The sequence below is a fragment of the Modestobacter sp. VKM Ac-2978 genome, assembly GCF_026968025.1.
Classification (GTDB): Bacteria; Actinomycetota; Actinomycetes; order Mycobacteriales; family Geodermatophilaceae; genus Modestobacter.
Genome location: NZ_JAPVBP010000004.1, coordinates 18591 through 43090 on the forward strand (window position 1 = coordinate 18591; position 24500 = coordinate 43090).

General features: G+C 72.3%; 21 protein-coding genes and 1 tRNA gene. 8 read left to right on the top strand and 14 right to left on the bottom strand.

Annotated elements, in window-relative coordinates; translation table 11 throughout:
* The first annotated feature begins 21 nt into the window (after nucleotides 1-21).
* Entirely contained in the window at nucleotides 22-627 is a 606-nt protein-coding gene (rpsD, locus tag O2W53_RS11095; RefSeq protein WP_269163078.1) for a 30S ribosomal protein S4, read from the top strand.
* A 561-nt stretch (nucleotides 628-1188) separates the two neighbouring features.
* Here the strand turns inward: rpsD and O2W53_RS11100 are convergent.
* Nucleotides 1189-1446, bottom strand: coding sequence for a hypothetical protein (locus tag O2W53_RS11100; protein WP_269163079.1), 258 nt, complete (start codon nucleotides 1444-1446; stop codon nucleotides 1189-1191).
* Between the two features lie 148 nt (nucleotides 1447-1594).
* Here O2W53_RS11100 and O2W53_RS11105 point away from each other — a divergent pair, with 148 nt between their 5' ends.
* Nucleotides 1595-1798, top strand: coding sequence for a DUF5703 family protein (locus O2W53_RS11105; protein WP_036332716.1), 204 nt, complete (start codon nucleotides 1595-1597; stop codon nucleotides 1796-1798).
* A gap of 114 nt (nucleotides 1799-1912) precedes the next feature.
* On the opposite strand, the gene O2W53_RS11110 is transcribed toward O2W53_RS11105, so the two are convergent.
* On the bottom strand, nucleotides 1913-2869 hold the full coding sequence (locus O2W53_RS11110; protein ID WP_269163080.1) for an NADPH:quinone oxidoreductase family protein: 957 nt from the start codon (nucleotides 2867-2869) through the stop codon (nucleotides 1913-1915).
* A gap of 139 nt (nucleotides 2870-3008) precedes the next feature.
* Between O2W53_RS11110 and O2W53_RS11115 the strand changes: the two genes are divergently transcribed.
* Complete coding sequence (locus tag O2W53_RS11115) at nucleotides 3009-3749, top strand: GAF and ANTAR domain-containing protein (protein ID WP_269163081.1); 741 nt, start codon at nucleotides 3009-3011, stop codon at nucleotides 3747-3749.
* A 6-nt stretch (nucleotides 3750-3755) separates the two neighbouring features.
* Here O2W53_RS11115 and O2W53_RS11120 read toward each other — a convergent pair whose 3' ends face one another.
* Nucleotides 3756-4571: an SDR family oxidoreductase gene (locus tag O2W53_RS11120; RefSeq protein ID WP_269163082.1), complete on the bottom strand. Its 816-nt coding sequence runs from the start codon at nucleotides 4569-4571 to the stop codon at nucleotides 3756-3758.
* Nucleotides 4572-4584: 13 nt separating this feature from the next.
* Nucleotides 4585-5907, bottom strand: a complete 1323-nt coding sequence (locus O2W53_RS11125; RefSeq protein WP_269163083.1) for a M20/M25/M40 family metallo-hydrolase — start codon at nucleotides 5905-5907, stop codon at nucleotides 4585-4587.
* 86 nt (nucleotides 5908-5993) lie between these two features.
* Here O2W53_RS11125 and O2W53_RS11130 point away from each other — a divergent pair.
* A tRNA-Leu gene (locus O2W53_RS11130) sits at nucleotides 5994-6078 on the top strand.
* A 272-nt stretch (nucleotides 6079-6350) separates the two neighbouring features.
* On the opposite strand, the gene O2W53_RS11135 is transcribed toward O2W53_RS11130, so the two are convergent.
* On the bottom strand, nucleotides 6351-7472 hold the full coding sequence (locus O2W53_RS11135) for a DNA alkylation repair protein (protein WP_269163084.1): 1122 nt from the start codon (nucleotides 7470-7472) through the stop codon (nucleotides 6351-6353).
* A gap of 164 nt (nucleotides 7473-7636) precedes the next feature.
* Between O2W53_RS11135 and O2W53_RS11140 the strand changes: the two genes are divergently transcribed.
* From O2W53_RS11140 to O2W53_RS11150, 3 genes are all read left to right on the top strand, one after another.
* Nucleotides 7637-8602 (top strand): alpha/beta fold hydrolase, encoded by a 966-nt coding sequence (locus O2W53_RS11140; protein WP_269163085.1) that lies wholly within the window; start codon nucleotides 7637-7639, stop codon nucleotides 8600-8602.
* 126 nt (nucleotides 8603-8728) lie between these two features.
* Nucleotides 8729-9526, top strand: coding sequence for an SDR family NAD(P)-dependent oxidoreductase (locus O2W53_RS11145; RefSeq protein WP_269163086.1), 798 nt, complete (start codon nucleotides 8729-8731; stop codon nucleotides 9524-9526).
* Nucleotides 9527-9671: 145 nt separating this feature from the next.
* Nucleotides 9672-10253: a GyrI-like domain-containing protein gene (locus O2W53_RS11150; protein WP_269163087.1), complete on the top strand. Its 582-nt coding sequence runs from the start codon at nucleotides 9672-9674 to the stop codon at nucleotides 10251-10253.
* A gap of 172 nt (nucleotides 10254-10425) precedes the next feature.
* On the opposite strand, the gene O2W53_RS11155 is transcribed toward O2W53_RS11150, so the two are convergent.
* The 3 genes from O2W53_RS11155 to O2W53_RS11165 are packed head-to-tail and all read right to left on the bottom strand — an operon-like array spanning nucleotide 10426 to nucleotide 12088.
* Nucleotides 10426-10788, bottom strand: coding sequence for a hypothetical protein (locus O2W53_RS11155; RefSeq protein WP_269163088.1), 363 nt, complete (start codon nucleotides 10786-10788; stop codon nucleotides 10426-10428).
* The gene (locus O2W53_RS11160; protein WP_269163089.1) at nucleotides 10785-11684 is read right to left on the bottom strand and encodes a helix-turn-helix transcriptional regulator; all 900 of its coding nucleotides are present in this window, start codon (nucleotides 11682-11684) and stop codon (nucleotides 10785-10787) included. Before O2W53_RS11160 ends, O2W53_RS11155 begins: the two co-directional genes overlap by 4 nt.
* A gap of 2 nt (nucleotides 11685-11686) precedes the next feature.
* Nucleotides 11687-12088 carry a nuclear transport factor 2 family protein gene (locus tag O2W53_RS11165; protein WP_269163090.1) on the bottom strand — a complete coding sequence of 134 codons (402 nt, stop codon included), beginning with the start codon at nucleotides 12086-12088 and terminating at the stop codon, nucleotides 11687-11689.
* A gap of 154 nt (nucleotides 12089-12242) precedes the next feature.
* Here O2W53_RS11165 and O2W53_RS11170 point away from each other — a divergent pair, with 154 nt between their 5' ends.
* On the top strand, nucleotides 12243-12974 hold the full coding sequence (locus tag O2W53_RS11170; protein ID WP_269163091.1) for an alpha/beta fold hydrolase: 732 nt from the start codon (nucleotides 12243-12245) through the stop codon (nucleotides 12972-12974).
* 296 nt (nucleotides 12975-13270) lie between these two features.
* Here the strand turns inward: O2W53_RS11170 and O2W53_RS11175 are convergent, their stop codons facing one another.
* The 6 genes from O2W53_RS11175 to O2W53_RS11200 all read right to left on the bottom strand — a co-directional run bounded on the left by O2W53_RS11175 (nucleotide 13271) and on the right by O2W53_RS11200 (nucleotide 24478).
* Nucleotides 13271-13606: a hypothetical protein gene (locus O2W53_RS11175; RefSeq protein WP_269163092.1), complete on the bottom strand. Its 336-nt coding sequence runs from the start codon at nucleotides 13604-13606 to the stop codon at nucleotides 13271-13273.
* A gap of 207 nt (nucleotides 13607-13813) precedes the next feature.
* Nucleotides 13814-14623 carry an alpha/beta fold hydrolase gene (locus O2W53_RS11180; protein WP_269163093.1) on the bottom strand — a complete coding sequence of 270 codons (810 nt, stop codon included), beginning with the start codon at nucleotides 14621-14623 and terminating at the stop codon, nucleotides 13814-13816.
* 143 nt (nucleotides 14624-14766) lie between these two features.
* Nucleotides 14767-15792: a collagen-like protein gene (locus O2W53_RS11185; RefSeq protein ID WP_269163094.1), complete on the bottom strand. Its 1026-nt coding sequence runs from the start codon at nucleotides 15790-15792 to the stop codon at nucleotides 14767-14769.
* Nucleotides 15793-16032: 240 nt separating this feature from the next.
* Nucleotides 16033-16905 carry an alpha/beta fold hydrolase gene (locus O2W53_RS11190; RefSeq protein WP_269163095.1) on the bottom strand — a complete coding sequence of 291 codons (873 nt, stop codon included), beginning with the start codon at nucleotides 16903-16905 and terminating at the stop codon, nucleotides 16033-16035.
* A gap of 53 nt (nucleotides 16906-16958) precedes the next feature.
* Nucleotides 16959-18917: a 3-oxoacyl-ACP synthase III family protein gene (locus O2W53_RS11195; RefSeq protein WP_269163096.1), complete on the bottom strand. Its 1959-nt coding sequence runs from the start codon at nucleotides 18915-18917 to the stop codon at nucleotides 16959-16961.
* On the bottom strand, nucleotides 18914-24478 hold the full coding sequence (locus O2W53_RS11200; RefSeq protein ID WP_269163097.1) for an ATP-binding protein: 5565 nt from the start codon (nucleotides 24476-24478) through the stop codon (nucleotides 18914-18916). Before O2W53_RS11200 ends, O2W53_RS11195 begins: the two co-directional genes overlap by 4 nt.
* Nucleotides 24479-24500: the final 22 nt, after the last annotated feature.

A 24500-nucleotide genomic window follows, 5' to 3' on the forward strand; every position in this document is an offset into this window, starting at 1 on the left:
CTAACCGAACCGGAGGATCGTGTGAACAGCTCCCGCCCCAAGGTCCGGCGCTCACGTGCGCTGGGCATCCCGCTCACCCCGAAGGACGTCCGCTACTTCGAGCGGCGCCCGTACCCGCCCGGTGAGCACGGCCGCAAGCGCAAGAACACCAGCGACTACAAGACGCGACTGATGGAGAAGCAGCGGCTGCGCGCGCAGTACGACATCAGCGAGACCCAGCTCCGCTCGGCGTTCGACCGGGCCAAGCGCACCGGTGGCAAGACCGGCGAGGAGCTGATCACCCACCAGCTCGAGGCCCGGCTGGACGCGACCGTGCTGCGCGCCGGGTTCGCTCGCACGATCTACCAGGCCCGGCAGACGGTCAGCCACCAGCACGTCACGGTGAACGGCAAGCGGGTCGACCGGCCCAGCTACCAGGTGCAGCCCTACGACGTGGTCGAGATCGCCGAGCGCAGCAAGGCCAAGCTGCCCTTCCAGGTCGCCGCCTCCGGCGCGCACGCCGCCGCCCCGGCCTACCTGGAGGTCCAGCTCTCCGAGCTCCGCTGCGTGGTCCTCCGCCGGCCGCAGCGCTCCGAGGTCCCCGTGGTGTGCGAGGAGCAGCTGGTCGTGGAGTACTACTCCCGCTGAGCCGACCCGGCGACCGGGGCCGATCAGGCCCCGGCGTCGGTCGCCGGAGCGCTGTTGAGCCGGATGGCCCGATGTCGGAGAGCCCTCCGATGACCAGGGCGGAGGCGACGTTCACCACCAGCGCCACGAACCACAGCACGGCCAGCAGGAACACGATCCGCTGAGCCCGTGAGCCGCCGCCGCGCCCCAGGAGAGCCAGCTGGGCCAGGGACTCGCGGGCCAGATCGACCGCAGCGCCACGCAGCCGCTCGTCGGCCAGCGCCTCACCCCGGGTGACAGCAGACCCGACCCGGGCCTGCTCCGCAGGGCTCAGGCCGTGCCGACGCGCGAGGCCACCCCAGGGGTCCGGGCCTCGGCCGGGCTTCAGCCGGCCCCACACCGAACGGCCGCCGATCCACCAGGCCAGCAGCGGCAGCCCCACGAGGATGAGCAGCACGGTGATCAGCGCGGCGGTCACGGGCCAGATCCTCACCCGCCGTGACGGGCGTCGCGGCCGGCCGGCGTCCGGACCACCCGATCAGGCGATGCCCGGCACCCGGCCGCCCGCGGCTCCGGACGGGGTCAGCCGCGCTGCTCGTCCTCGTCGTCGTCCGGCACGGCCGCCCGCTGCTCGAGGACGTCGGCCTCGTCGGCCTCCGGGTCGGCGTCCCGCATCGTCGAGGAGGTGCCCGGCGTCGCGCTGAGCTGCTGCTCGATGCCGTCGGCCTCCGGGACCTCGGCGCCCAGCGGCGTCACCTCGTCGGCGAGCTCCGGGCCGGTCGCGGCGGTGGTCCGCTGCTGCTCCAGGCGGTCGGCGTCGTTGGCTTCGGGGTCGGTCATGAGGGCTCCTCGCCGGTCGGGGGCCCGGCCGGGTGCCGGGCCGCGCCGTCCTCCCCTGCCCGCACTCCGCCGGGGCGACACCCGGACCGGGTGGCTCCGTGGTGACCACCACGTGACCCGCGGGCGTCCGGCAGGCACAATCGACGAGGTGTCAGCACCCGGCGAGTACGAGTACGCCCCGCTGCGCATCCCGGCGGGCATCTCCCGCTCCGCGGCGGCGCAGCTGATGAGCATGCAGTCCGACACCGGCGGCTGGGAACTCGCCCGGCTCCAACTGCACGCCGACGGCACCCGCAAGGTGATCATGCGGCGCCGGATGCGGCTGTCCTACCTCCCCCGCCCCATGGTCTGACGAAGGACCCCGTTGCCCCCCGCCCGCTCGCAGAGTCGCGGCGGCACCCTGCTGATGGCCCCGTCCAGAGGCTCGGCCCGAGCCTGCGAGGGCTGAGGAGGACGGGGTCCTTCTTCAGGGCGTGAGGACGACCTTGCCGACGGTGCTGCGGTCGGCGATCGCGGCCATCGCCTGCGGCAACTCGGTGAGCGGCAGCGACTGACCGACCAGCGGGTCGATCGCCCCGTCGGCGAACAGATCGCACAGCGCCTCGTGCACCAGCCCGATCCGGGCCGGGTCGTGCTTGCGGTACAGGCCCCAGTGCAGCCCGACGATGCTGTAGTTCTTGACCAGCGCGTGGTTGACCGGCGCCTGCGGGATCGTGCCGCTGGTGAAGCCCACGACCACGAGCCGCCCCTCGAAGGCGATGCACTTGCGGGACTTGTCGAACACCTCGCCGCCGACCGGGTCGTAGACGACGTCGGCGCCGTGCCCGCCGGTGATCTCCTTGACCAGCGGGACGAAGTCCTCGGCCGTGTAGTCGATGACGTGGTCGGCGCCGAGCGAGCGGCAGACCTCGGTCTTCCGCTCCCCACCGGCGGTGGCGATGACCTTCGCGCCGGCGGCCTTGCCGAGCTGGATCGCCGCCGTCCCGACGCCGCCGGCCCCGGCGTGCACCAGCAGCCACTCCCCCGCCTGTAGGGCTGCGCGCCGGTGCAGGCCGACGTAGCCGGTCTGGTAGGTCAGGTACAGCGAGGCAGCCTGCTCGTCCGACATCGCGTCGGGCACCGGCCAGGCCGCGGCGGCGTCCATCAGCGCGTACTCGGCGAACGCCCCGGGACCGCCGGACGGTGACCCGAGCACCCGCTGGCCGGTCTCGACGATCTCACCGCACAGCTCCACGCCCGGGGTGTAGGGCAGCGGCGGCCGCTCCTGGTACTGGCCCATCGCCATCAGCACGTCGGGGAAGTTCAGCCCGGCGGCCCGCACCTTGACCAGCACCTGGCCGTCGGCCGGGGTGGGCTGTTCGACCTCGTCGAGGGACATGACCTCGGCCGGGTTCCCGAGGGAGTGGACTCGCCATGCACGCATGCCGGCACCCTGCCAGAACGGCGGTGACGCCGGTCACCCGGGGGCCGAGGACTCGTTGCACGCAACCAGGCACCTCGTACCCTGGAACGGTTGGCGTCGAGAGGACGGCGTCGCAGAACACCGGAGGACGAGAACCCCCGTGAGCTCCACCATCGATCCCGTCGCCGTCCGCACGCTGGGCCGGCTGGGCGCCGACCTGGCTGCCGGCAGCCCGTCGCACGACCTCGTCGAACGCCTCGTCGACGACCTGAGCCGGCCGTTCGGGCTGGACTTCTCCATCCGGTACGAGCTGCCCCCGGCGGCCGGTGAGCTGCGCCTGCACACCACCATCGGCGTGCCTGCGCAGCACCGGACGGACCTCGCAGTCGTCCCGCTCGGTGTCGCCGTCTGCGGGATGGTCGCCGAGCAGCGCCGTCCGGAGGCGCATGCCCGGGTGGACGCGGACCCCGACGAGCGGCTCGCCCTGGCCCGAGAGCTGGACGCCACCGCCTACGCCAGCTTCCCGCTGGCCGCGGGCCCGGCCGTGCTCGGCACCCTGTCGGTCGGCTCCCGGACCCGCCCGGAGTTCGGCGACGCAGAGCTGGCCGTCCTGGGCGCCGCCGCGGACCTGGTCACCGTGGCCGCTGCCAGGGAGCGGGACCGCGCCATGGTCGAGTCCGCCCTCGCCGGGCAGGCCGCGGCCGAGGCGCGCATCGCACACCTGGAGACCGCGCTGGTCACCAACCGCACCATCGCCACGGCCATCGGCGTGGTGATGACCCGCCGGCGCGTGACCGACGAGCAGGCCCACCGGTGGCTGGTCGAGCTCAGTCAGCGGACCAACCGGAAGCTGCGGGTGGTCGCCGAGCAGATCGTGCACACCGGTTCGCTGGAGGTCTGACGTCCCTCAGCGCATGGACGGCCGGCGCAGCGCGGTCGGGACGACGGCGGTCTCACCGCTCGCCGTCCGGGCGGCCGGCACGCCCTTGAACTTGTAGGGCACGGCGCCCACGCCCGGCTGGACGACGTAGGCCGCGCCCGGCTCGGCGCCGGCCCAGGCGGCGACCATCGCCTCGGCCACCTCACCGGCCGAGAGCACCGGGAAGTCGGCGGCGGCGAACTCGTCGCGGAGCGGGTCGATGATGGCGGTGTCGGCGAACCCGGGGCAGATGGCGGAGATGGTGATGCCGTCGTCCACGAGGCGGGAGGACATCGACCGGACGAAGGCCACCGCCCCGCCCTTGGCGACGCTGTAGCCGGGGTCGGTGGCCATCGGCGAGAGCCCGGCCAGCGATGCGGTCACCACGATCGACCCGCCACCGGCGCGGCGCAGAGCCGGCAGCGCGGCCTCGGTGCCGTAGACGACGCCGAAGAGGTCGACGTCGACCACCTTGAGGAACTCGTCGACGTCCAGGGCGTGCCGGGACTGCCCGGCGATGCCGGCGTTGAGGAAGACGGCGTCCAGCCGGCCGTGCTCGGCCTCCACGGCGGCGACAACGGCGGCGTTGGCCGCCCGGTCGGTGACGTCCAGGGCAGCGAAGTGCGCGCCGAGGCCCGCGGCGACCTCGCGGTTGGCCGGGCTGTCGAGGTCGGCGAGGACGACGGTCACCCCGCGCTCGCGGAGCAGCGCAGCGAGGGCGCGGCCGAAACCGCCGGTCCCTCCGGTGACGAGGGCGACGTCGCCCTGGGCGGGCGAACCGGGCGCGGCAGTGGTGTCGGTCACGCCCGGCATCACATCACGCCTGGCGCAGGAACCGGTCGAGCACCCGGATGCCGAACTGCATGGAGTCGATGGAGATGCGCTCGTCGATGCCGTGGAACAGCGAGGCGAAGTCGAGGTCGGCGGGGAGCTTGAGCGGGGAGAAGCCGAAGCAGCGCATGCCCAGCGTCTCGAAGCTCTTGGCGTCGGTGCCGCCGCTCATGGTGAACGGGACGGCGCGGGCGCCCGGGTCCTCGGCCTGCAGCGCCTGGACCATCAGGTCGACCGAGGGGCCGTCGAACGTCGTCTCCACGGCCTGGTCGTAGGTGATCCACTCGCGGCTGACGCCCTCGCCCAGGAGCTCGTCGAGCTGCTTCTCGAACTCGGCCTCCTGGCCGTACAGGAAGCGACCGTCGATGGTCGCGCTGGCGGTGCCGGGGATGACGTTGGTCTTGTAGCCGGCGTCGAGCATCGTGGGGTTGACCGTGTTGCGCAGCGCCGCGCCGATCATCCGGCTGATGCTGCCCAGCCGGGCGAGCGCCTCGTCGGGCTGGTCCGGGTCGATCTCCACGCCGTAGGCGTCGCTGACCGCGTCCAGGAACTCGCGCATCGGCGGGGTGAGCACGGTGGGCAGCCGGGTGGTGCCGATCCGGGCGACCGCCGCGGCCAGCCGGGTGACGGCGTTGTCCTCGTGCACGAAGGAGCCGTGGCCGGGACGGCCCTGGGCGGTCAGTTTCATCCAGGCCAGGCCCTTCTCGGCGGTCTGCACGAGGTAGAGGCGCAGGTCGTCGCGGACGGTGATGCTGAACCCGCCGACCTCGCTGATCGCCTCGGTGCAGCCCTCGAAGAGGTCGGCGTGGTGGTCGACCATGTAGTGGGCGCCCTTGCGTCCGCCGGCCTCCTCGTCGGCGACGAAGGCCAGCACGATGTCGCGGTCGGGCTTGACGCCGGTGCGGGCCCAGTCGCGCACCAGCGCGAGGGTCATCGCGTCCATGTCCTTCATGTCGACCGCGCCGCGGCCCCACACGTAGCCGTCGCGCTGCTCGCCGCTGAACGGGTGGACGCTCCACTCGGCCGGGTCGGCCGGGACGACGTCCAGGTGGCCGTGCACCAGCAGGGCAGGGCGGTCGCGGTTCGTACCTTCGATCCGGGCGACCAGGCTGGCCCGACCCGGCTCGGACTCGTGGATGACGCTGCTGATCCCCACCTCGTCCAGCTTGGCGGCGACCCACTCGGCGGCCTTCCGCTCCCCCGCGCTGGTGGCGGAGTCACCGGTGTTCGTGGTGTCGATGCGGATGAGGTCGGAGAGCAGGTCCGCGACCTCGGACTGGGCACCGGCCAGGGGCGTGGGCTGCGACATGCGGACGATGGTGCCACCGGCCCCCGTCCCGAGCCGGGGTCGGCCTCGGTTATGCTCATCGAGGCGCTCCACGGAGCGCTCACCTTGTCCGGGTGGCGGAATGGCAGACGCGCTAGCTTGAGGTGCTAGTGCCCTTTATCGGGCGTGGGGGTTCAAGTCCCCCCTCGGACACCGAGTTGAACCCTCAGGGCCCTCACAGCCGCTGGGGGTTCACCTGTCTCTGGCATCGGCAGACTTTCTGTATGACTGAACAACTGCTCCGTCTGACAACTGCTCCGTCCGCTGACGTAGTGGAACGCCGGCTGGTCGCTTCGCCTCTCGGGCGAGGAGTTGGACGGGACCGCCGGCCGTTCCGTTCGGTGAACAAAGGGATGGGCCCCGGCACAGCGCTGGGTGCCGTCGATCGCGGTGACTCCTGTCCTTCCATCGAGCAAGCATGAAGGTCAGGGCAGGTCGGACCCCGTCGGCGGCAGTAGTTCGAACGGCGCGGGCCCCGTCAGGACCCCGTTCACCTGCAACGCGATCGCGTGGGCGCCCGGGTAGTAGCGGCGGGTGGTGATCTGCCGGAAGGAGTGCGCCCTGTCGATCTCGAACTCCTCCCCCACGGCCAGGGTCCGGCTGGCGAGCTTGAAGGTCTTTCCGCTCGACCCGCCATTGGCCTTCCGGTGGTGGACGACGTAGTCGATAGCGACCCGGGCGCTCTCGGCACCGACGTTGCGGAGCACTGCGCGGAAACGGACGCTGCCGCCCCACGGGACCTCGTTGTCGAGAACGTGCGGGCCGTCGATGTCCACCGCGGCGGGTGCGAAGCCCAGGAGGCCCAGGGCTCCGGGGTTCCCGCGCTTGACGAGGGTCCGCAGGCCTCGTCGCACGAGCGCAGCTGTCGTGGACGCCGGGGCGTCGAGCCATCGGCCTGCTGTGTCGACGACGAGATCCGGTTCGTCGCGGCTGAGATCGTTCAGATGGTTGGCCACGGAACGGCGCACGTACTCGCTCCCGTCCCGGTACAGCGCGTCGAGGATCGGCACGGTGACGCCGGGACGGGCGAAGAGCTCCGGGACACGCGTCGCCCAGGGCAGATATGGCCGGGTGCCCTCGCTGGCCAGTCGCCGCACGTGCTCGTCGGGAGAGTCCGTCCACATCCGGACGCTCTCGAGTGCCAGGTCCAGGTCGTGGCGCAGAAGCGCGCGGACCGCGAACTCGGAGGTCAGTCTGCCCGTGAGCTCGGCGAGGAGCGCCATGGCATCCACGAAGACCTCATCCGTGCTCTGCTGCACAGCACGGCTGGCGACCGCGCTCGTGACCGGCCAGATCAGCCACCCGCCGAACGCCGGAGACGCATCCCGGGCCGCACGAACGACGTCTGCCAAAGCGCGATAGTCCCCGGGGACGTCCGCGAGGAGGGCATCGCGCAGCAGGTCGGCCCGCGCCCGCAGGGACAAGCCGTCGAGCGCACCGGCGCCCTGCGGCAGCACACGCAGCGATCGGCCGGGGGCCGCAGCCTGGATGGAGCGAGCCAGCGTGTGGGCGACCTGCGGACCGATGAGCTCCTCAGCGAAGGGCATGAGCCCATGATCGCGGCCTTCGACGGACGCTGGCGGGGCGCGCTCCCCTAGGAGCACTGCACCCTGGGCGGGACGGGAGCCAGCGCCCAGAGTCGGCCGTGCCATCCGGCACACCGAGCCTGCTGATCCGCTCCGGAGCGGCGGGCCACCACGAGGAGACCGACATGTCGGGCACCGAGCAGAACACCGCCGTCAATGGACGGACCGCCACCACCACCCGCGACGCAGCCGAGCACCCGCGGCGACGTCCCCGCCTCGATCGAGGCCACCACCGCCGGACGGTGGGAGACCTCCTGCGCACCGCCACTCGTGGCCGTCGCCGTGGGCTCACCGCCGTGGTGGCGGGCGTCATCACCTCACTCCTGGCGATCCTCGGGCTCGCCGGCCCCGCCAGCGCCGGCGGCGGCCACGACAAGCCGACGGTCGTCATCGTCCACGGCGCCTGGACGGACGCGGGGTCCTTCAGCGAGGTCCAGCAGCGGCTGCAGCAGCGCGGCTACCCGGTCCTCGACTTCGCCAACCCGCTGCGGTCGCTCAGCGGCGACAGCGCAGCGCTGGCCTTGTTCCTGCAGCACCGGACGAGCGGCCCGGTGGTCCTCGTCGGCCACTCCTACGGCGGCGCAGTGATCACCGAGGCCGCGACCAGCGACCCTGACGTGCGCGCCCTCGTCTACGTCGACGCCTTCGTGCCGGAGAAGGGCGAGAGCCTGCTGGCCCTGCTCTCCAGTGCGGGCCCGGTCGACCCGTCGGCCCTGTTCGACATGGTGCCCTACCCCGGAGCGCCGGAGGGTGACGTGGACCTGTACCTGCAGGAGGCCGCCTTCCACGCCACGTTCGCCAACGGGCTCCCGCGCAAGGAGCGGGACGACCTCTACGCCCGGCAGCGCCCGATCACGTTCAGTGCGGTGAACGAGGCGGCGGCGAACGAGCCCGCGTGGACGTCGCTCCCCTCGTGGTACGTCGCGGGGACCGAGGACGGCTCCATCCCGTTGGAGCTGCAGGAGCGCATGGCCTCCCGCGCCGGCGCGGAGCTCACCACGGTGAAGGCCGGACACCTCGCGATGACCCGCCACCCCACCGCGGTCGCGAAGGTGATCGAGCAGGCCGCCGCCGCGACGGACCACTCCTGAGTCGATGTCGCCGCAGGGCGAGCAGCCGGTGGTCCATCAACCGCGCGCCCTGCGGCGGCGACGTCGTCCTCACTCTGTGAGACCCGCACGCCATCCGACCGACCAGTCAAGGGAAGGACGTCAGCCATGCGTTCTGTCCAGCTCGGCACCTCGCCGCAGGGCCCCAGCCGTGGCGGAACGCAGCCCGGCCGTCAGGCCGGCAGGACCGCGCTCGTCACCGGAGGCGCGCGGGGCATCGGCGCCGGCATCGTCGCGCGCCTCGCCGCCGAGGGCGCCCACGTCTTCTTCACCTATGCCTCAGCAGCGGCCGACGCCGACGCTGTCGTCGCCGACATCGAATCCAGGGGTGGCCGCGTGACTGCGATCGCGGCGAACAGCGGCGACAGGGAACAGGTGCGACAGCTCGTGAACACGGTCCTGGAGCGCAGCGGTCGCCTGGACATCGTCGTGAGCAACGCCGGCGGCGGAACCATGAAGCACGTCACCGACCTCAGCGATGGCGAGATCGATCGGATGATCGACGTCAACATCCGCGGAACCATCGACCTGCTGCGATACACCGCGCCGATGATGGGCCCGGGCGGCCGGCTCATCACGATCGGCAGCGTCAGCGCCCACCACCTGCCCGACAGTGCGTCCTCGACCTACGGGATGACCAAAGGTGCCGTCGCAAGCCTCGTCCGGGGCTTGGCGCGCGAACTCGGCCCGCGAGGGATCACGGTCAACAACGTGCAGCCGGGCCCCGTCGACACCGACGCCAATCCCGCCGACGGCCCAGCCGGGGAAACCCTCCGGTCACTCATCCCGATCGGACGGTTCGGGACGGTCGCCGAAGTGGCCTCCTTCGTCGCGTACGTCGCCAGCGACGAGGCCAGTTATCTCAACGGCGCTTCCCTGGACATCGACGGCGGCTACAGCGCCTGACGGGCAATCGCTGCTCACCGCCGACTCCGAGGTCGAGACGTCGGCTGGAGCTCCCCGCCACGCGATCTCCTGCCCTGGCCCCCAAGGGCACTGCTTCCTCCATCACCGACCTTGATCCAACCCACGAGAGAACGAGGAACCCGCCATGTCAGACAACCGCTGTACGCCACACCTCCACGCCGCCGACGAGCCCGAGATCGTGCGCGCCCCGGCCGTCCACTACGTCTCCATCAGAGGCTCCGGCGCCCCGGGAACCGACGCGTTCTACCGCAAGAAGGCCGCCGTCGCCGAGGTTGCTCGGGCTCTGCACGACGATGAGTCCGACCCGGTGGTGGAGCTGCAGTACTGGTATCCGGCAGGGTCGACGCCCGTCGAGATCGCCGACTTCTACAGCGTCAACCCCATCCCCTCACTCCAGTACCGAGTACTGGCGATGGTTCCTGCCGACACGACGACGGACGACCTCGCCGCAGCACGTGCCCGTGTGGCGAGCCCCTCGAAGCTCGACGAGATGGAGCTGTTCGCGCTGCCCGAGCAGGACGTCGTGCAGGTGATGCACCACGGGCCATTCGCAGAGGAGTTCGGGACGCTCGCCCGGCTCGGCAGGTTCGCCGAGGGCCTCGGTCTGCACCGCAGCGGGCCCCACCATGAACTTCACCTGGACGGCTTCACCCGGGACACTCCCCAGCAGTCCCTCCGCACGATCCTGCGCGACCCCGTGGCATAGGTGCAGGCTCGGCGTTCGGGCACGGCCGCATGAGAGTCGTCGACCGAAGCATGCCCGCTGGCCATGCGGGACCATGACGACCGCCCGCACGGCACCCACGACTGGCACGGAACGGGCACGTCGCCATCGCGCTGCTGGCACGGACGGGGCGGCTCAACGCGCAGGCGGCAGCTCAGGACTGAGTCGTGGGGTCTGCCGGCCGGGGGGCGAGGCCTCGCTCGATCGTGTCCATCGTGTCCGCGAAGGCAGTGGATATGTCGATGCCGAGGCGCTCGGCGATGACGATCACCCACCACAGCGACTCGGACAGCTTGTGTGCCAGCTGCGCGTCCGCGTCGCCGTCGATCTCCCAGGTCCCCTCGTGGGCCAGGACCAGTCGACCGACGGTGCCGACGCCGTTGCCGAATCCCAGCATGAGCTCCTGGAGGGTCCACACCTGTCCGTTCACCCTGCGTTCGATGGCCTCGTAGAGGGCTCGGACCTCCATCGCCCGCCGACGCGCTGACTCCAAGTCGACCTGTTCCGGGTGGTTCACGAGAACTCCTGTGTCGGTGAAGTGCGGGGAGCACCCGGCTGCCGAAGGCCTGGCGCGCCCTCGCGCTGAGTCGCCTCGATCGTGCCGAGCAGGGCCAGCGCGTCCTCGCTGGGACTGCCTGGCGCAGCACTGGCCACGGTCAACTGCAGTCCCGGGGACTCGCGGACGTCGAACGTCTGGTAGGACAGCTCGAGCTCGCCGACGGCGGGGTGCTGGATGTGCATGTGCACGGTCGTGAGCCCCGCGACCTGGTGGTCGTCCCACATGGCGGCGAACGCCGGGCTGCGGACGTAGAGGCGGCGCACGAGGGCGGCGACCTCGGGGTGGGGCGGCGAGAAGCCCGCAGCGAGGCGGATGCCGCTCACCGCGGCGCGGGCGGCATCGTCCCAGTGCACGAAGTACGTCGGCGCGGTCGGATCGAGGAACATGTACTGCAGCACGTGGCCGTCGTGGTTGGCGGGTGCGATCAGCCCGGTCGCGATGTCGTTGGCGGCGATCACCCGGAAGGCGGGATTCACCACGTAGGCCGCGGCCTTCGGGAACGAGTTCATCAGCTGCCGCAGGTGCGGGCTCGCCTGCTCGTCGGTGACCCGGGTCGTCGGGGCGAGCCTCGCCAGGCGGAAGGCGTGGTCACGGGCATCCGCGCCGAGCTGCAGCGCGCGTGCGACCGCCTCCATGAGCTGCGGGGAGGGGGTGCGCTCGCGACCTTGCTCGAGGCGGGCGTAGTAGTCGGAGCTCACGCCGGCCAGCACGGCGACCTCCTCGCGTCGCAGGCCGATGACGCGTCGGCTGCCGATGCTGCGCAACCCGGCGGACTCGGGGGTGAGCCGGGCGCGTTGAGCTCGGAGGAAGTCGCCGAGCTCGTTGCCTCTCCCGCAGGGGTTCGTTCCGGGCATGGTCAGCTCCGTTCGGTGTTCACCATCACGAACCGGCTGCAGCGGCCGGACTCCTCGAAGGTCACGGTCCAGAGGTTGTCGAAGTCGCCGAGCTTCGCGTACCGGCCGATCCCGGTGATGACGACGTCCCACCCGTCGATGGCGGTGATGGACCACTCGAACTCCCATCCGCCACTCTGCCACTCCCATCGGCTGCGCCAGCCCTCGACGATCGCGTCCCGACCGATCCACCGGGTATCGAAGGGCGACTCGTGGTACTCGGCGTCGACGGTGAAGAGGTCTTCGATATCGCCACGGGCATTGCTCGTCCAGGCCGTCACGTAGTCCTCGACCCACCGGGTGACCGAGGCAGTCGTCGGGCGCGGGCCGGCCGGGGGGCCCGCATGCGCGGGGTCGGGCGTCATGGGTCCGATGCTGCCCGGGGGTGAGGACTCCAGGCAGGGTGCACTGCTCCTAGGGTGTTGCCCCCTTCACCGGCGAGGTGGCCGCCAGCAGGCTCGAGAGCGGAGAGCCTCTCCGATGAACCGCCTCGCTCGCCCCTGAAGGGTGCACCCAGCCATGACCGATCCAGCCCGCAAGCCCACCGTGGTCATCGTCCACGGCGCGTGGACCGACGCGAGCTCGTTCGCGGGAGTCCAGCGCCTCCTGTCCCCGGAGGGCTACACGGTCCTCGAGTTCGCCAATCCGCTGCGCTCGCTCGCCGGCGACGCGGACTACCTCGCCACGTTCCTCCGAGCGCGCACGAGCGGCCCCGTCGTCCTGGTGGGCCATTCCTACGGCGGCGCCGTCATCGGGGCCGCCGGCCTCGCCGTGACCGACGTGCGTGCCCTGGTGTACGTGAACGCGTTCGTGCCGGCCGAGGGCGAGAGCCTGCTCGACCTGCTCAACAGCGTCGGACCCGTCGACCCCGGCCAGCTTTTCGACATGGCGCCCTACCCGGGCGCTCCTGAGGGCGACGTCGACCTGTACATCCAGCGCGGGCCGTTCGAGCCGGCGTTCGCGACCGGCCTCTCCGACGAACTCCAGACGGAGTTCTACGCCAAGCAGCGCCCCATCACCTCCGCAGCGGTGGGAGCGCCGGCGGCCCCGGGCCAGGCTTGGGAGCAGCTGCCCTCCTGGTACGTGGCCGGAACGGTCGACGGGAGCATCCCGCTGGACCTGCAGTTGCGGATGGCCAAGCGCGCAGGATCGGCCGTCACCGAGGTCGAGGCCGGGCATCTGTCCATGGTCAGTCACGCCCGCGAGGTGGCAGACGTGATCAAGGAAGCCGCGAGCGCCACCGCGCAGTAGGCGGTGGCGCGCGCAGTGCTCGCACCAGCGCTCCGCGCGCCACCGAACCGCACGCGCCGGTGAGGGACGCGACCGACCCAAGACGGACTGTGGATCACTGACACCATCGAGCACCCACGAGGGAAGGGAAGTCCAGTGCGTGGCGGTGCTGGCATGTTCAACTGCGCCGGACCGGTACGGCAGCCATCCCGACCGTGGCGGCACCTCTACCCCGCGTCAGAAGTCAGGCAAAGCACGTATGGGCTCGTGATACTGCGAAGGCCCAGCTCAGACGGGGAACTCGCTGGATCGCGGTCTCACTTGCCCCCGAGAGCCAAGCGTGTGCGGAAGTACCGTGTCCCCCCTCGGACACCATCACAGAGCCGCTTCCGTATACGGCCCGAGAAGACGTCCCCGAAGCTCCTCGACGTTGCGAGCGACGAACTGCCACCCCTGGCCCACGCCCCCTGGTATCGCAGCGGCTCCCAGTTCATGCCCGGCCCCTGCAGCGCCTGCAGGCGGGTAAGCAGCTCGTCGCTGTCGTCGCGGCCTCGCTGCTCCTGGGCAAGGGTGTCGAGGATCTCGACATGTCGCTCGAGGTAGTCAAGTGCGGCCTCCAGGTCACTGGTGCGCACGGTTGCGTTGGCGTTCATCGTCATCCTCCAAGGAGTGCGGCGAACCGGAACGCCGGTGGGGGCTCTCCTCCTCCGCGCCCTCGGCGAATCCACCCGCAGGTACGCCGACCAGACCGAGCAGGAACACCAGCGCCTCGCCGATGCCGTGGCGCGCGGCGCCGTCCCCGGTGAGCGGGGTGTGTGACGTGTCCGATGTGCCGGGCACTCGCCGACGACCGCCATCTGTCAGCTTGCGGACCGGTTCCTCTCCAGCCAGTCGACGAGCACCTTTGAGACGTGCCCGGGCTGATCGGTCATCAGCACGTGGTTCGCGTTCGGGATCATCACGAGCTCGGCGCCGGGGATGCGGCCGGCGAGGGTGCGGCCGTTCTCCGGCGGGACGAGCGCATCCCGCTCTCCGTGTACGACCAGCGTCGGCGCGGTGATGCCGTCCAAGCGGTCATGGCCGTCCCATCGTGACGACCCCATCACCTGCGCCAGGTAACCCGCGTTCGTGGCGGCGAGCGGGAACCGCACCGCCCAGTCCTCCTCGATGCGCTCGCGGGGTGTCTCGGGCGCGTAGTTGTAGGGGATGGAGGCTTCCGCCGCCTCCTGGGGTGTCGTCAGCCCGCGCTGCATCAGCATCGCCATCGCCTGGGGGTTCATGACGGCGCGCGCGATGCCCGGGTGAGTGGCGATCAGGCACAGCGAGCGGACCCGCTCCGAGGCGCTGTGCACGATCTCCTGGGCGATCAGGCCGCCCATCGAGATGCCGACAACGTGGGCGGTGTCCACGTCCGCCGCGTCCAGCACGGCCAGGCAGTCCGCCGCCATGGTCTCGACCGTGTACGGCGCTCCAGGGACGTCACCGGTGCGGCCGGCGCCTCGGTTGTCGACGCGGATGACCCGGTGACCCTCGGCCAGCGCGGGCACCAGCCGGAACCACATCGCGGCCGGGTAGGCGAGCCCCATGACCAGCAGGACGGCGGGAGCGTCCTCCGGCCCGTCGGACTCCCAGGCGATGCGGGCCGTGTCAGGACGTTCGATGACCGGCACGAGGCGCTCCGCTCTCGGGGATCGGGGACTCGGTCCATTCTGTACCAGGAGCCGGGCGCCCTGGGTCGTCCGGCCCGTGACAAGGCGAAGGGCGCCTCGTTCCGACTCTGCGGAACGAGGCGCCCTTCATCCGTCCAGCGCTGTCAGGCCATGGAGCGCACGTTGGACCGATCGGCGACCGAGTGCTCGTTCGCCCGGCCCTCGGTGTCGACGATGGCGCGCAGGAACAACCCGCCCTGCAGCTTGACCAGCCGCGACGTCAACGTCGCGACGTACCGAGCGCCGACCCGCGGGTCGAGCAGGGTGCGCGGCGTGATGTCCAGCGCCGCGTGCTTGACCTTGGCCGCGAGCTCAGCGGGGCTGGGCTGGTGGAGCCAGGCGGGACCGGAGGCGCCCTGCGGACCCTGCACGCCGGGCAGACCGACCGGGCCGGCCGCGCCGGCCTGACCCTGCACGCCCTGCGGCCCCTGCAGGCCGCGAACGCCCGACTCGCCCCGCTCACCGAGCACGCCCGGCGCGCCCTGCAGACCGCGCAGGCCCTTCTCGCCCTGTTCGCCCGTCGCGCCGATCACGCCACGCTGCCCCTGGGCGCCCTGGAGACCCTTCGCGCCCGCCGGCCCCTGCTCACCGGGAAGACCCAGCACACCGGCGGGACCCTGCTCGCCCTGCTCGCCCTGCTTGCCAGGCAGGCCCTGCGCACCGACCTCGCCGGGCCGACCGGTCGAGCCGGGCAGGCCCTGCTCGCCCTGCGCGCCGGTCTCGCCCTCGAGTCCCTGCGGTCCCTTCTCGCCCTGCTGGCCGAGCGGCCCCTTCGGACCGCGCTCACCAACCGGGCCGACAGGACCGGTCGGGCCGTTGTCGCCCTGCTCGCCGACGGCGCCGACCGGGCCGCGGGCACCCTTCTCGCCGGGCTCGCCCGCCGCGCCGACCGGACCCCGAGGCCCCTTGTCGCCGGGCTCGCCCGGGGCGCCGACCGGGCCGGTCGGGCCCTTGACGCCGCGGTCGCCCTCCTCGACGGTCACGTCGACGGGAACGGCGATGGTCTCAGTGCTCGTCGTGGTCTTGGACTGTGCCATGTGGATCTGGCCTCTCATGGGTGTCAGGCAGCGTCGTTGGATCGGCTGCCTGTGGTGATGCTCGTGTCGGCCTCTGCCTGGACCGATCGACACCGCAGAGGCGGCGTCGAGAGTGCATCGGCCTCGAGGACCAACACAGTCGTGATGCCCACTGCTAGCCGGAGCAAGCACCCTGCTAGCAGTGAGCCTGGTCACAAGTCCCGCATCACGGACGAGCTGTGCCCGCTGCCCGGTCGCCGGCCACGGCCGCCTCCGGCGTCAGCGGCTCACCCGACGTCCGCGGGACGGCGCAGTGCTGCCCCCGGTACGTCCCGCACCGCGCCGGCCTCGAGGTCAGCCGCGGCGGGGCGTACGGCCGGCGAGCCGCCGCAGCTCCTCGGCCATCACCTCCGGGTACTGCAGCGGCAGGAAGTGCGTGCCGGCCATCTCGCGGAGCCGGGCCCCGGGCACCGACCGAGCTGCGCTGCGCACGTCGATGACGTCGACCAGGGAGTCGTAGCGGCCCGCCACGAAGGTGACCGGGCAGGCCACCCGGGTGACGTCGAGTGGCGCGTGCTGGGCGGTGGCGTCCGCGAGGTGTCGGAACCAGGACCAGTCGCTCCTGGCGAACTCGTGCAGCACCGCGCGCAGCAGGCCCGGGTGGGCCGCCTCCTGCGCGGGTCCGCGCAGCGCCGCCAGCGACAGCAGCTCCTGCCAGGGCGGCAGACTGGCCGACACCAGCGGCAGCAGAGGCCCCATGACCGGCAACAGCCGGCTGCCCAGCCGGCCCATCGGCGACCGCAGCCGTCGGGGCACGCCGTAGGTGCCGAACAGGGCGGAGTAGCTGCCCCCGGGGACGCCGGCGACGGCGAGCACGGCGCTCACCCGGGCCGGGTCCTCCAGGGCCAGCTCGAACGCCACGTTGACCCCGAGCGACCAGCCCACCACCATCGCCGAGCGCATCCCGTAGGCGTCGAGCACGGCTCGTGCGTCGTCGGCGTGGTCCTCGACCCGCACCCGGCTCCGGTCGGCCGGGCGCTCCGACCCGCCGAGGCCGCGCTGGGACCAGCTGACCACCCGGTAGCCGCTGTCCGGGGCGACGATCCGCGGCCAGGCCGCGGGCGGCGCGCCCAGGCCGTTGCACAGCAGCACGGGGATGCCCGTGCCGTCGTTGCACCAGGCGCGGAGGGCGGTCCCGTCCGCGCCGCGCACCTCGCGGGTGCTCATGGCGGCCTGCTCACGCCGGCCTGCTCACCGGCGTGGACTGCCGGCGACCGCCGTCACCCGAAAGCCACCCGCATGTCCTCCGAGGCCGGCGAGGCCCCGTCCGACGCCGGGAGGGCCGGCTCGGCGTGATCGCGCTCCGGGGCGGTCCCCTGCTGTACGGCGACGACCGCGGGGTCCAGCGTCAGGACGGTGTAGCCGGCCACGGCTCCGGCGCCGAAGCCCGGCGCGAAGATGCGCACCGGTGCGGTGATGACGCCGTCCCGCACCGCGTCGTGGATGGCCAGCGGGATGCTCGCGGACGAGGTGTTGCCGACCTCCTCGATGTTGAAGTAGAGCTGATCGGGCGTGAGCCCGGCCTGCTCGGCCAGCTGCAGCACCATGGTCTTGTTGGCCTGGTGCGGGACGATGAGGTCGATGCTCTCCAGCAGGGAGCCCGCCCGGCCGTCGGGGTCGGGCAGGGCCGTGATCTCCTCGATCATCTGCGCGAGGTAGCGGCCCGCCAGCGCCTTCACGTGCGGGCCGAAGACGGTGATGTTGTTGTCGAACACCGGGTTGGGCCAGATGATCGAGTTGACTTCGCTGGCCGGACCGCTGGCGTAGGTCTGGAGGTAGTGGAAGTCGGGCGCCGCGCCGTCCGGCGCTGGTCCCACGACCATCGCCGCCGCGCCGTCCCCGAAGATCATCCGGGAGGTGCGGACGTTGCCGATCTTGTCCGAGAACTTCTCGACGCACACCACGAGGACCGGCCGGTCGACCTCCTGCAGCAGCCGGGTCGCCTCGGCCAGCCCGTACGGCATCCCCGCGCAGGCGGCGACGAGGTCGTAGGCGGCGTGGGTCTGGTGGATCCCGAGCTGACCGCAGATGTAGGTGGCCAGCGAGGGGATCAGCCGGGAGCTCGTGCAGGTGCAGACCAGGACGCCGCCGATCTCCTCCGGCTCCCGCCCCGCCTTCGCCAGCGCCGCCTGCGCAGCCTGCAGGCCGAGCTCCTCGAGGCTCAGCGAGCTGTACTGGCGCTGCCGGATGCCGGTCTTGGCGCCGATCTCGTCGGCGCCCATCGGCGACCAGTTGTAGGCGGAGTTGCGGATCAGGTCCTCGTTGCTGCACACCTGGTCGCCGTGCACGGCGGCCAGCGACTCCAGGCGGGGCAACACGGCGAACTGCCGGCGCACGTCGATCTCCGGGAACGGTCGCACCGGCGGCCGACTCTCCCGCGCCGGCGCCGCGGGACGGCTCCGGACGCCGGCGTCCAGGCGCCGCAGGAAGGCCCGCACCTCGGCGTCCCGCGGGTGGAAGGTCACCACGTAGTCGTCGTCGGCCAGCTGGCCGGCCTCGACCAGCTCCACCTGCGACCGGTCCCACGGGTACTGGTTGTGCAGCACCATCGCCCACCGCAGCAGCGCCTCGAGCTCGGGCACCTCCTCGTCGCAGTCGAGGATGTCGGTGTAGTCGTAGACCGGGTAGTCCGGGTCGTAGTCCGGCAGCCGGAAGGTGAGGTTGGCCGGCGTCTCCAGGAACTGGGCGACCGTGGGCTTGACGGCCGGGAGCGTGGTCGCGTGGTTCCTGCGGTTGCCGAAGACGTCGAACAGGATCTCGAAGATCCGGTCCTCGACGGGCTCGTCCCACTGGGCCGGCAGCGTCGGGTAGGCGGCCTGGACGGCGGCGATCTTGGTGTCGCCGTCCTCCCACGGCTCCAGCACGGGCAGGAACACGTCGGTCCGGGTCCGCGGCACGTCGGCCCAGCGGGTCGGCCGCTTGTCGTACATGGTCATCGCGAAGCGGTTGGCCCAGAACAGGTTCAGCGCGAGGTCGCGCATCAGGGCGTACCGGCTCTCGTAGCCGCCGACCCGGACCTTGTCCAGGATGTCGGTGCCGCTGGGGGCCTTGGTCTCGAAGTCCCGGCGGATGACGCTGTCGAGCTGCTCCAAGGACTCCATGGTGGAGAAGTCCAGCTGCGGGAAGATGTTCGTGGGCAGTACCAGACGACCGTGCTTGTTGAGGGCGAACGCGTTCATGTCGACTCCTCCTGGAGTGCGTGCGACGGGTCCTGCGTGGCGCGCTGCATCCCTCGCTCCACGGCGTCGATGAGGCGGGGGCGCAGCTCGGCGGCGGGGATGATGGCGTGCACGGAACCCATCCGGCGGGCCCGCTCGATGTCGTGCACCGCCTCGAACTCGGCCCCGACCTCGCCCAGCTTCTCCGAGCGGACCGTGCTGCGGAGGGTGGCGAGCTCCACCCGGAGCCGGGCCTGCTCCACCCCGTCGGCCGCGGCCACCGAGGCCTCCAGGTCGCGCACCCGGGGATCGGCGGCGGTGCGCTTGTCGACCTCGCCGGTGAACACGACGGCGGCCGCGGGCGCCCCGCCCAGGACCGAGGCGTAGGAGCCCTCGACGGCCAGCACCTCCATGTTGTCGTTCAGGGCGCCGGAGAAGACCACGAAGGCGCCGCCGTGGTACCGGGAGACGACGCAGAAGACGATCGGGCCGTCGAAGTTGACGATCGCCCGGCCGATCTCGGCCCCGTTCTCCAGCTGCACGTTGCGCAACGACTCCGGCGAGCCGTCGAAGCCCGACAGGTTCGCCAGCACCACCAGTGGCCGGTTGCCGCTGCACGCGTTGATCGCCCGCGCGGCCTTCTTCGACGACTTCGGGAACAGCGTGCCGGCGGTCCACTGGTCGGGGCCGTCCGCCGGGAAGCTGCCGCGCCGCGGGATCGGCCGCGACTCGATCCCCAGGATCGTGACGGGGTGGCCGCCGAGATGCGCGTCCTGGACGACGGTGGTGTCGGCCTCCGCCATGCCCGCCCAGCGCTCGAGCACCGGGTGGTCCTGGTCGGTGACGGCCCGCATGACCGTCCGGATGTCGAAGGCCTTCTTCCGGTCCGGGTTCGTCTCGGCCGAGAAGATGTCACCGACCGTGGTGAACTCGCTGGACGGGTGCTGGTGCGGGAACGAGCGCACGTCACGGTCCACCGGGTCGCCGGTGTCAGAGCGCCGGGCCCAGCGCTCGCCGGGGGCGACGTAGGCGTACTCGTAGTGCTGGAACAGCAGCTCGACGGCCGCGGTCAGGTTCGGCGCCCAGTACTGCGCCTGACCGTTGGGTCCCATCACCCGGTCGTAGCCGCCGATCCCGAAGTTGTCCTCGGCCGACACGCCCCCGGAGTAGTCCAGGGAGTGCTTGCCGGTGAGCACCATCGCGCTGTCCGGGGTCATGACCAGGATGCCCTTGGTGTGCAGCAGCATCGTGGCCTCGGCGTTCCAGTACGGCTGCGCACCCACGTTGATGCCGGCCACGACGACGTTGACCTCCCCGCCGGCCTGGGTGAACGTGATCAGCCGGCGCAGCGCCCGCGCCACCCCGTCCATGTTCTCGGTCCCGCTGTCCATCGAAATCTTGGCCCCGGACGACAGCGCGAACCACTCGACCGGGATGCCGCGCTCCTCGGCGAGGTCGATCGCGGCGACGACGAGGGCGCACTCGGGGACCGCGACGGTGCCCAGGGCCTTCGTGGGGTCGCCGAAGAGCACCACCCGGGTCATGCCCTCGGGGTGCCGCGTGGTCGGCGTGGTCACCACGCCGACCACGATGCCGGCGCGGTTGCGGCCGGGTGGGCGCTCGACCGGCATCAGCCGGCCGGCGTCGTCCAGGTCGTGCTCGACGAAGGTGCCGCCCGGACCGGCGAGCAGCGGCGCGAGCTCGTACGGGTACACGGTGCCGCGGGCGCGCGAGCGCAGCACCTTCTGGGTGTAGTCGTCCAGCGGCCTCATCGGCTCGGTCGGCCGGTCGGTGACCCGCATGCTCACGCCGGTGCCGGGTGCGTAGGCGAAGCGCAGCGCCACCTCGCGGGGCGTCGCGGAACCCTCCTCCTGCAGCCGGGCCAGCAGGATGATCTCCTCCAGCCCCGCTCCCGCGGTGAGCGGCGCCGACGCCCGGGCGAGGCTCGCGAGTTCCGCCAGCGGGACCTCGATGGACGGCCAGGCGTAGAGGAACACCCGGTTGTGGTCCAGGGGACGGCGCGACCTGCGGTGGGACTGCGCCCGGCGCAGCCCGTCGAGACAGGCCGTGAGCTGCCGCTCGACCGTCGGGTACGCGACGACCTCGCCCGCGTCGTCCCGGACCGGGGTCAGGTCGCGGACCTCCGCCATCGCGATGAACCGTTCGTCGTTCGGGTTCTCCTTCGCGCCGATGTGGAACAGGTACGTGTCCTCGGCCGACGGCAGGCGCACACCGTCGAAGTTCTTGAGGCGCCACAGGTTGAGTCGCTGCGCGGTCAGCGGGTGGAGTCCACGGATGATCCGGTCCTCCACGAGCCCGCCCGCGTCCCGGCCGTCCGCTTCTGCGCCGTCCGCTCCTGGGCCGTCCGGCGCCGGTCGGAAGGTCACGGTCTCCGCGTCACCGTCGGGGGTGGAGACCGTCACCGTCACCCGGCGGGCCGTCCGCAGCGGCGCCACGGCGTCCAGCAGGTCGCGCAGTTCCGCCGCCATCGTGTCGGCGTCCGCCGGACGGTCCGGCCAGGACAGGTAGAGGTCCACCAGCAGGTGCGGGGGGTCGGCGACGTCCTCGGCCGCCCGCGCGAGCGCGGACAGTGCGGCGGGGAGGGCCTCCCGCTCGGCCATCAGGGCCACCAGGTGCAGCCGGGACCCGTTCAGCTCGTAGTCCGCCGAGACGCACGAGTGACCGCCGAGCAGGGAGGTCCGCACGTGCTGCAGGTCGCGGCTGCGGTAGTAGCGGCGGGTCAGCACCTCCAGCACGGGATCGGGCTCCGTCGTCGGCCGTCCGGCACGCTGGCCCAGCAGCCGGATCAGGGGCTCGGGGCTGGCCACCAGCGTCTCGATCCGGGCCATGCCGGCGCCGGTGTCGCCGCGCGCGCCGGCCTCGTCGAGCTCGGTCAGCAGCCGGTCGGCCTCGTCGAGCACCTCCTGTCGGGCCCGCTGCAGCACCGGCTCCTCGAACCAGCTGAAGCGCACGGCGCGGGCCAGGTCACCGACGGTCGGGTAGCGCAACTGCGTCGCGGTGACGAGCCGGTCGAGCACCTCCCCCACCTCGGCCCGCGACGGCCCGGGAGGAGGGCTGCCGGCGTCGAGCCAGCGCTCCAGCAGCGCCTGGACCGCGGGGAGCTGGTCGGCGATGCGCTGCTGGGCGAGGAAGATGCGGTGCACCGCCTCCTCCAGCGCCGGGCCCGGTTCGAGGTCGCGGACGTCGTAGTGCAGCAGCGCCCGGGAGAGCCGGGCGCGGAAGCTCTCCGGCAGCGCCTCCCGCTCGACGTCCAGGGAGTGCAGGTAGGCGTGGAAGTACTCCCGCGGGCTGTGCACCTGCTGATCGGCTTCCTCCTCCTCACTCGCCGGACGGTTGCGGGCCAGCTCGCAGAGGTCGGCGAACGTGGTGAGCACGGCGAGCTCGCCGCGGAGCAGTTCCGGGTCGTCCACCGGCAGATCGCTGCGGCCCGTGCAGTACTCGGCGACCAACGCCCGGGCGTGGTCGGCGCTGACGTCCCAACCGGTGATCAGCGCCTCCAGCTCGGCCAGCAGCGGCGCCGCCGTCGCGTGCGGGTCGGGCTGCGCGTCCGCGGGTCCGGGGAGCGCGATCCGCTCGCCCGTGGCCTCCTCGACGTCCCCACCGGTCCGTTCCAGGTCGAGCAGCGCGACGCCGGCATCGACCTGCACGTTCGGCCCGACGAGCAGCTGGCGGACCCGGCCGGCGAACGGCGCCCGCACGGCGGTCTCCATCTTCATGCTCTCCAGCACGGCGACCGTCTGGCCGGCCTCGACCTCCTGCCCGGCCTGGACCCGGAGGGCGACGACGACCGACGGGGCGGGCGCACGCACCAGGCCGCCGGCGTCGCGGGTGACCCGGTGGGACACGCCGTCGACCTCGACCAGGTGCGAGCCGGCGGCCGTCACCGCGACGACGGAGAAGCGCCGGCCGTCGACCGTGAGACGGCTCTCCAGCGGGCTCAGCCGGTCGACGTCCACGTCGACGGACCGGCCGTCGAGCTGCACGCGGTAACGGTCGCGGCTGACCTTGGCGGCGGTCAGGCGGTAGACCTGCCCCCGGTGGCCGAGCTCGACCGCGCGCCCCACTTCGTGCGGCGCGCGCGGTCGTCCGCCCCGGGCGGACGCCAGGAAGGCCGCGCGTTCCCGGGCCTCCTCGGAGTCGGAGGCGTCGACGGCCACCTGGAGGAGGGCGACGAAGCCGTTGGGCATGGTCTCCGCCTGCTCGTTGCCCGTGCGGTCCAACCAGCCGGTGTCGGCGGTGCCCGCCACGACCTCCGGCCGGTCCAGCAGGTCGAGCAGGAAGGACTTCGTGGTGGTGCCGCCCCGCAGCACGACGGTCGTCTCGCGCAGCGCGCACCGCAGGCGCGCGAGCGCCTCGGGGCGGTCCCGCCCCCAGGCGATGACCTTGGCGACCATCGAGTCGTAGAGCGGCGGGACGACGTCCCCGACGCCGATGCCGGTGTCCACGCGGACGCCCGGGCCGGTGGGGAGCCGCATCAGCTCGACCCGGCCGGGTGCCGGGGCGAACCCCTGCTCGGCGTCCTCGGCGCTGAGCCGCGCCTCGACGGCGTGCCCGGACTCCGCCGGCGGGTCCCCGACGAGCCGGCCGCCGGCGGCGACGTGCAGCTGGAGCTTCACGATGTCGATCCCGGTCGTCACCTCGGTCACCGGGTGCTCGACCTGCAGCCGGGTGTTGACCTCGAGGAAGGTGAACAGCTGCTCGGTGGGCTGGTACAGGAACTCGACCGTGCCGGCACCGACGTAGCCCGCGGCCCGGACCAGCGCGATGGACGACTCGCGCAAGGCGGTGTCCTGCTCGCGGCTCAGGACCGGCGAGCTGGACTCCTCGAGCACCTTCTGGTTGCGCCGCTGCACCGAGCAGTCCCGTACCCCGGGCGCCCACACCGCCCCGTGCTGGTCGGCGATCACCTGCACCTCGACGTGCCGGCCGCCCTCGACCAGTCGCTCCATGAACACGATCGGGTCCCCGAAGGTCCGCGCCGCCTCGGCCTGCGTGCGGGTGAGGGCCTCCTCCAGCTCGTCCTGGGTGCGGACCACCCGGATCCCCCGGCCGCCACCGCCGCTCCTGGCCTTGACGATGAGCGGATAGCCGATGACGGCAGCGTGCCGGTGACCGTCCTCGACGGTCTCGACCGGGCCGCCGCTCCACGGCGCGACGGGGACGCCGGTCTGCTCGGCGAGGACCTTGGCTTCGATCTTGGCGCCCAGCAGCCGCATGGCCCCCGGCGGCGGCCCGATGAAGGTCACGCCGAGGTCGGCGCACAGCTCGGCGAACGCGGGGTCCTCCGCGACGAAACCCCAGCCGACCCACGCGGCGTCGGCTCGGCCGGCCCGCAGCGCCCGGCCGAGTTCTCCGTGGTCCAGGTACGGGGTCCCCCCACCGGTCTCCCGGAGGACGACGGCCTCGTCGGCAGCGCGGACGAAGGAGGCTCGGCGCTCGGCCTCGGTGTGCAGCGCGATCACGCGGATCGCGGTGCCGTGCTCGGCGTTGAGCTCGCGCACGGCCCGGATGAGCCGCAGAGCGGGCTCGCCCCGGTTGACCACTGCGATGCGGTGGAACACCCGCACACCCCTCCCCCGTCGA